Source organism: Nodosilinea sp. LEGE 07088, assembly GCF_015207395.1.
GTDB lineage: Bacteria > Cyanobacteriota > Cyanobacteriia > Phormidesmidales > Phormidesmidaceae > Nodosilinea.
The window spans coordinates 1-5,322 of record NZ_JADEWX010000272.1 but is presented as its reverse complement, the minus strand read 5'-3'; the positions used below and the strand labels follow the sequence as shown (position 1 = coordinate 5,322).

The 5,322-nt window shown below is 53.0% G+C and carries 2 tRNA genes and 3 rRNA genes; all 5 read left to right on the top strand.

Annotated elements, in window-relative coordinates:
* The first annotated feature begins 231 nt into the window (after positions 1-231).
* Positions 232-1,720, top strand: a 16S ribosomal RNA gene (locus IQ254_RS29460).
* Positions 1,721-1,849: 129 nt separating this feature from the next.
* Positions 1,850-1,923 (top strand) — tRNA-Ile (locus IQ254_RS29455).
* A gap of 6 nt (positions 1,924-1,929) precedes the next feature.
* Positions 1,930-2,005: transfer RNA gene (locus IQ254_RS29450), tRNA-Ala, on the top strand.
* Positions 2,006-2,189: 184 nt separating this feature from the next.
* Positions 2,190-5,073: ribosomal RNA gene (locus IQ254_RS29445) — 23S ribosomal RNA — on the top strand.
* Positions 5,074-5,169: 96 nt separating this feature from the next.
* Positions 5,170-5,286: ribosomal RNA gene (gene rrf / locus IQ254_RS29440) — 5S ribosomal RNA — on the top strand.
* The 16S, 23S and 5S rRNA genes sit together here with 2 tRNA genes alongside, the layout of an rRNA operon.
* The last annotated feature ends 36 nt before the right edge of the window (positions 5,287-5,322 follow it).

The window sequence follows — 5,322 nt, the reverse complement described above, 5'->3', positions numbered from 1 at the left end:
AAGCAGCTTGAGAGAGTGGTTTACCGAGGGTTGCAGAGAACCTCGACAACTACATAATCTAGAAACAAAGCCAAGGTTCCTGTCAAGGATTAAATTGGTTTAACGATAGCACAAGTGTTGTTGTTAAGTCAAAGAAGAAGACAGAAACGGATACTGAGGTATCCGGGAGATGCTTTTCGAGTCATTTATCACGAATGACTATTTGTTGTCAGTCTTATGGGATTGATAACTAACATGGAGAGTTTGATCCTGGCTCAGGATGAACGCTGGCGGCGTGCTTAACACATGCAAGTCGAACGAACCCTTCGGGGTTAGTGGCGGACGGGTGAGTAACGCGTGAGGATCTGCCCTTAGGAGGGGGACAACAGTTGGAAACGACTGCTAATACCCCATATGCCGAGAGGTGAAACGTTTTTTCGCCTGAGGATGAACTCGCGTCTGATTAGCTAGTTGGTGGGGTAAGGGCCTACCAAGGCGACGATCAGTAGCTGGTCTAAGAGGATGATCAGCCACACTGGGACTGAGACACGGCCCAGACTCCTACGGGAGGCAGCAGTGGGGAATTTTCCGCAATGGGCGCAAGCCTGACGGAGCAACGCCGCGTGAGGGAGGAAGGCCCTAGGGTTGTAAACCTCTTTTCTCTGGGAAGAAGATCTGACGGTACCAGAGGAATAAGCCTCGGCTAACTCCGTGCCAGCAGCCGCGGTAAGACGGAGGAGGCAAGCGTTATCCGGAATTATTGGGCGTAAAGCGTCCGCAGGCGGTTTTTTAAGTCTGTTGTTAAAGCCCACAGCTCAACTGTGGATCGGCAATGGAAACTGGGGGACTTGAGTGTGGTAGGGGTAGAGGGAATTCCCGGTGTAGCGGTGAAATGCGTAGATATCGGGAAGAACACCAGTGGCGAAGGCGCTCTACTGGGCCACAACTGACGCTGAGGGACGAAAGCTAGGGGAGCGAAAGGGATTAGATACCCCTGTAGTCCTAGCTGTAAACGATGGATACTAGGTGTTGGACGTATCGACCCGTGCAGTACCGTAGCTAACGCGTTAAGTATCCCGCCTGGGGAGTACGCACGCAAGTGTGAAACTCAAAGGAATTGACGGGGGCCCGCACAAGCGGTGGAGGATGTGGTTTAATTCGATGCAACGCGAAGAACCTTACCAAGGCTTGACATCCTGCGAATCTTTCAGAGATGAGAGAGTGCCTTCGGGAGCGCAGAGACAGGTGGTGCATGGCTGTCGTCAGCTCGTGTCGTGAGATGTTGGGTTAAGTCCCGCAACGAGCGCAACCCTCGTTTTTAGTTGCCATCATTTAGTTGGGCACTCTAAAGAGACTGCCGGGGACAACTCGGAGGAAGGTGGGGACGACGTCAAGTCATCATGCCCCTTACGTCTTGGGCTACACACGTCCTACAATGCTACAGACAGAGGGCAGCGAGCGCGCGAGTGCAAGCAAATCCCATAAACTGTGGCTCAGTTCAGATTGCAGGCTGCAACTCGCCTGCATGAAGGCGGAATCGCTAGTAATCGCAGGTCAGCATACTGCGGTGAATACGTTCCCGGGCCTTGTACACACCGCCCGTCACACCATGGGAGTTGGCCACGCCCGAAGTCGTTACTCTAACCGTTCGCGGAGGAGGGCGCCGAAGGCAGGGCTGATGACTGGGGTGAAGTCGTAACAAGGTAGCCGTACCGGAAGGTGTGGCTGGATCACCTCCTTTTAGGGAGACCAACCCTCGATTACTCCGAACGATTGATATGAGGAGAATTGAGCGGTCACTCTAGGTCGGTCAGGACTTTGAGTCGAGTTTCTAGATTATGGTTGAGGTTTTGTTTAACCAACAAAACTGGGGCTATTAGCTCAGGTGGTTAGAGCGCACCCCTGATAAGGGTGAGGTCCCTGGTTCGAGTCCAGGATGGCCCACTGCGTGGGGGTTTAGCTCAGTTGGTAGAGCGCCTGCTTTGCAAGCAGGATGTCAGCGGTTCGAGTCCGCTAACCTCCACCATGAAAGCGAAGGGATTAATTCAGCACAGTGTATATCGGTAGTTGCCGAGATATAGTCTGCTGGGTGAGAGCCTAGCTTGTGAACCTTGAAAACTGAATATGAGAGAAGTGTAAGGTAGTACACACAGAACATTTAAGTTCGTTGAGAGAAGAGTGAGTTTTGTTGGGTGAAACCAACGGAACGAGGTCAAGCTACAACGGGCTCACGGTGGATACCTAGGCACGCAGAGGCGAAGAAGGACGTGGTTACCGACGATACGCTTCGGGGAGCTGGAAGCAAGCCTTGATCCGAAGATTTCCGAATGGGGCAACCCTAAATACGGCCACCTGAATTCATAGGGTGGCGCGAGCGAACCCGGCGAACTGAAACATCTTAGTAACCGGAGGAAGAGAAAGAAAACTCGATTCCCGTAGTAGCGGCGAGCGAACTGGGAAGAGCCTAAACCAGTGGTTTTTACCATTGGGGTAGTGGGACAGCGACATGGACTCGAGCGGTTAGACGAAGCATTGGAATGATGCACCAGAGGAGGTGAAAGTCCTGTAGTCGAAAACTTAACGATACTAGCTGAATCCCGAGTAGCACGGGGCACGAGAAATCCCGTGTGAATCCGCGAGGACCACCTCGTAAGGCTAAATACTCCTGCGTGACCGATAGTGAACCAGTACCGCGAGGGAAAGGTGAAAAGAACCCCGGGAGGGGAGTGAAATAGAACATGAAACCGTGAGCCTACAAGCAGTTAGAGCCCGATTAAACGGGTGATAGCGTGCCTGTTGAAGAATGAGCCGGCGACTTATAGGGTCTGGCAGGTTAAGGCGGGAATGCCGAAGCCAAAGCGAAAGCGAGTCTGAAAAGGGCGATAGTCAGATTTTATAGACCCGAACCCGGGTGATCTAACCATGGCCAGGATGAAGCTTGGGTGATACCAAGTGGAGGTCCGAACCGACTGGCGTTGAAAAGCCAGCGGATGAGCTGTGGTTAGGGGTGAAATGCCAATCGAACCCGGAGCTAGCTGGTTCTCCTCGAAATGTGTTGAGGCACAGCGGTATTGATTATATACGGGGGGTAAAGCACTGATTCGGTGCGGGCTGCGAGAGCGGTACCAAATCGAGTCAAACTCAGAATACCCGTAGCACACAATGCCAGTCAGACGGTGGGGGATAAGCTTCATCGTCGAAAGGGAAACAGCCCAGACCACCAGCTAAGGTCCCCAAGTTAATGCTAAGTGGGAAAGGAGGTGGGATTGCAGAGACAACCAGGAGGTTTGCCTAGAAGCAGCCATCCTTAAAAGAGTGCGTAATAGCTCACTGGTCAAGCGATCCTGCGCCGAAAATGAACGGGACTAAGCATTGCACCGAAGCTGTGGACTTGTCTTTGGACAAGTGGTAGAGGAGCGTTCTGTACGAGTTGAAGCGTTAGCGAGAGCAGGCGTGGATTGTACAGAAGTGAGAATGTCGGCTTGAGTAGCGAAAATGTAGGTGAGAATCCTACACCCCGAAACCCTAAGGGTTCCTCCGGAAGGCTCGTCCGCGGAGGGTTAGTCGGGACCTAAGGCGAGGCCGAAAGGCGTAGTCGATGGACAACGGGTTAATATTCCCGTACCTGTTCTGGATTGTGGCGGGGGACGGAGAAGGCTAAGACAGCCGGATGTTGGTTACCGGTTTAAGCTATCGAGGTGATGAGAGACGGCGAAAACGTCTTGAGCTAAGAAGCGAGTACGACCCGTTACGACGGGGAAGTGTCTGATGTCAAACTTCCAAGAAAAGCCCGAACCACGTTAATCCAGTAATGGCCCGTACCCGAAACCGACACAGGTAGGGAGGTAGAGTATACCCAGGGGCGCGAGATAACTCTCTCTAAGGAACTCGGCAAAATGGCCCCGTAACTTCGGGAGAAGGGGTGCCACCGAGAGGTGGTCGCAGTGAAGAGTCCCAGGCGACTGTTTACCAAAAACACAGGTCTCCGCTAAGTCGCAAGACGATGTATGGGGGCTGACGCCTGCCCAGTGCCGGAAGGTTAAGGAAGTTGGTCAGGTTCTTCGGAACTAAAGCTAGCGACTGAAGCCCCGGTGAACGGCGGCCGTAACTATAACGGTCCTAAGGTAGCGAAATTCCTTGTCGGGTAAGTTCCGACCCGCACGAAAGGCGTAACGATCTGGGAGCTGTCTCGGAGAGAGGCTCGGCGAAATAGGAATGTCTGTGAAGATACGGACTACCTGCACCCGGACAGAAAGACCCTATGAAGCTTTACTGTAGCTTGGTATTGGGTTCGGGCTTTGATTGCGCAGGATAGGTGGGAGACTATGAGATAGCTCTTGTGGGAGTTATGGAGTCACTGGTGAGATACCACTCTATCAAGGCTAGAATTCTAACGTTGACCCGTTATCCGGGCAGCGAACAGTATCAGGTGGGCAGTTTGACTGGGGCGGTCGCCTCCTAAATGGTAACGGAGGCGCGCAAAGGTTCCCTCAGGCTGGTTGGAAATCAGCCATTGAGTGTAAAGGCATAAGGGAGCTTGACTGCGAGACTGACAAGTCGAGCAGGTACGAAAGTAGGCCTTAGTGATCCGACGGTTCCGCGTGGAAGGGCCGTCGCTCAACGGATAAAAGTTACTCTAGGGATAACAGGCTGATCTCCCCCAAGAGTTCACATCGACGGGGAGGTTTGGCACCTCGATGTCGGCTCATCGCAACCTGGGGCTGTAGTCGGTCCCAAGGGTTGGGCTGTTCGCCCATTAAAGCGGTACGTGAGCTGGGTTCAGAACGTCGTGAGACAGTTCGGTCCATATCCGGTGCAGGCGTAGGAACATTGAGAGGAGTCTTCCTTAGTACGAGAGGACCGGGAAGAACGCACCGCTGGTGTACCTGTTATCGTGCCAACGGTAAACGCAGGGTAGCCAAGTGCGGAGTGGATAACCGCTGAAAGCATCTAAGTGGGAAGCCCACCTCAAGATGAGTGTTCCCATGGCATAAGCCAGTAAGGTCACGGGTAGACCACCCGTTAATAGGCGCTAGATGGAAGTCCAGTAATGGATGTAGTCGAGGCGTACTAACAGACCGAGGGCTTGACCTCATCATCTCCTTCAATCAATTAACCCGAATGGCTGTGTGTGCAGCCCCACTTCTCTCATATCAGTTCTTCAAGGAACGCATCAATAATTAAAGCTTTCCTGGTGTCTTTGGCGCTGTGGACCCACCCCGACCCATCCCGAACTCGGACGTGAAATGCAGCTGCGGCGAAGATAGTGAGGGGGTTGCCCCTTGTCAAAATAGCTCGATGCCAGGTTCCTCTTCCAAAAGCCCTTAGCCTCATCTCGTGGCT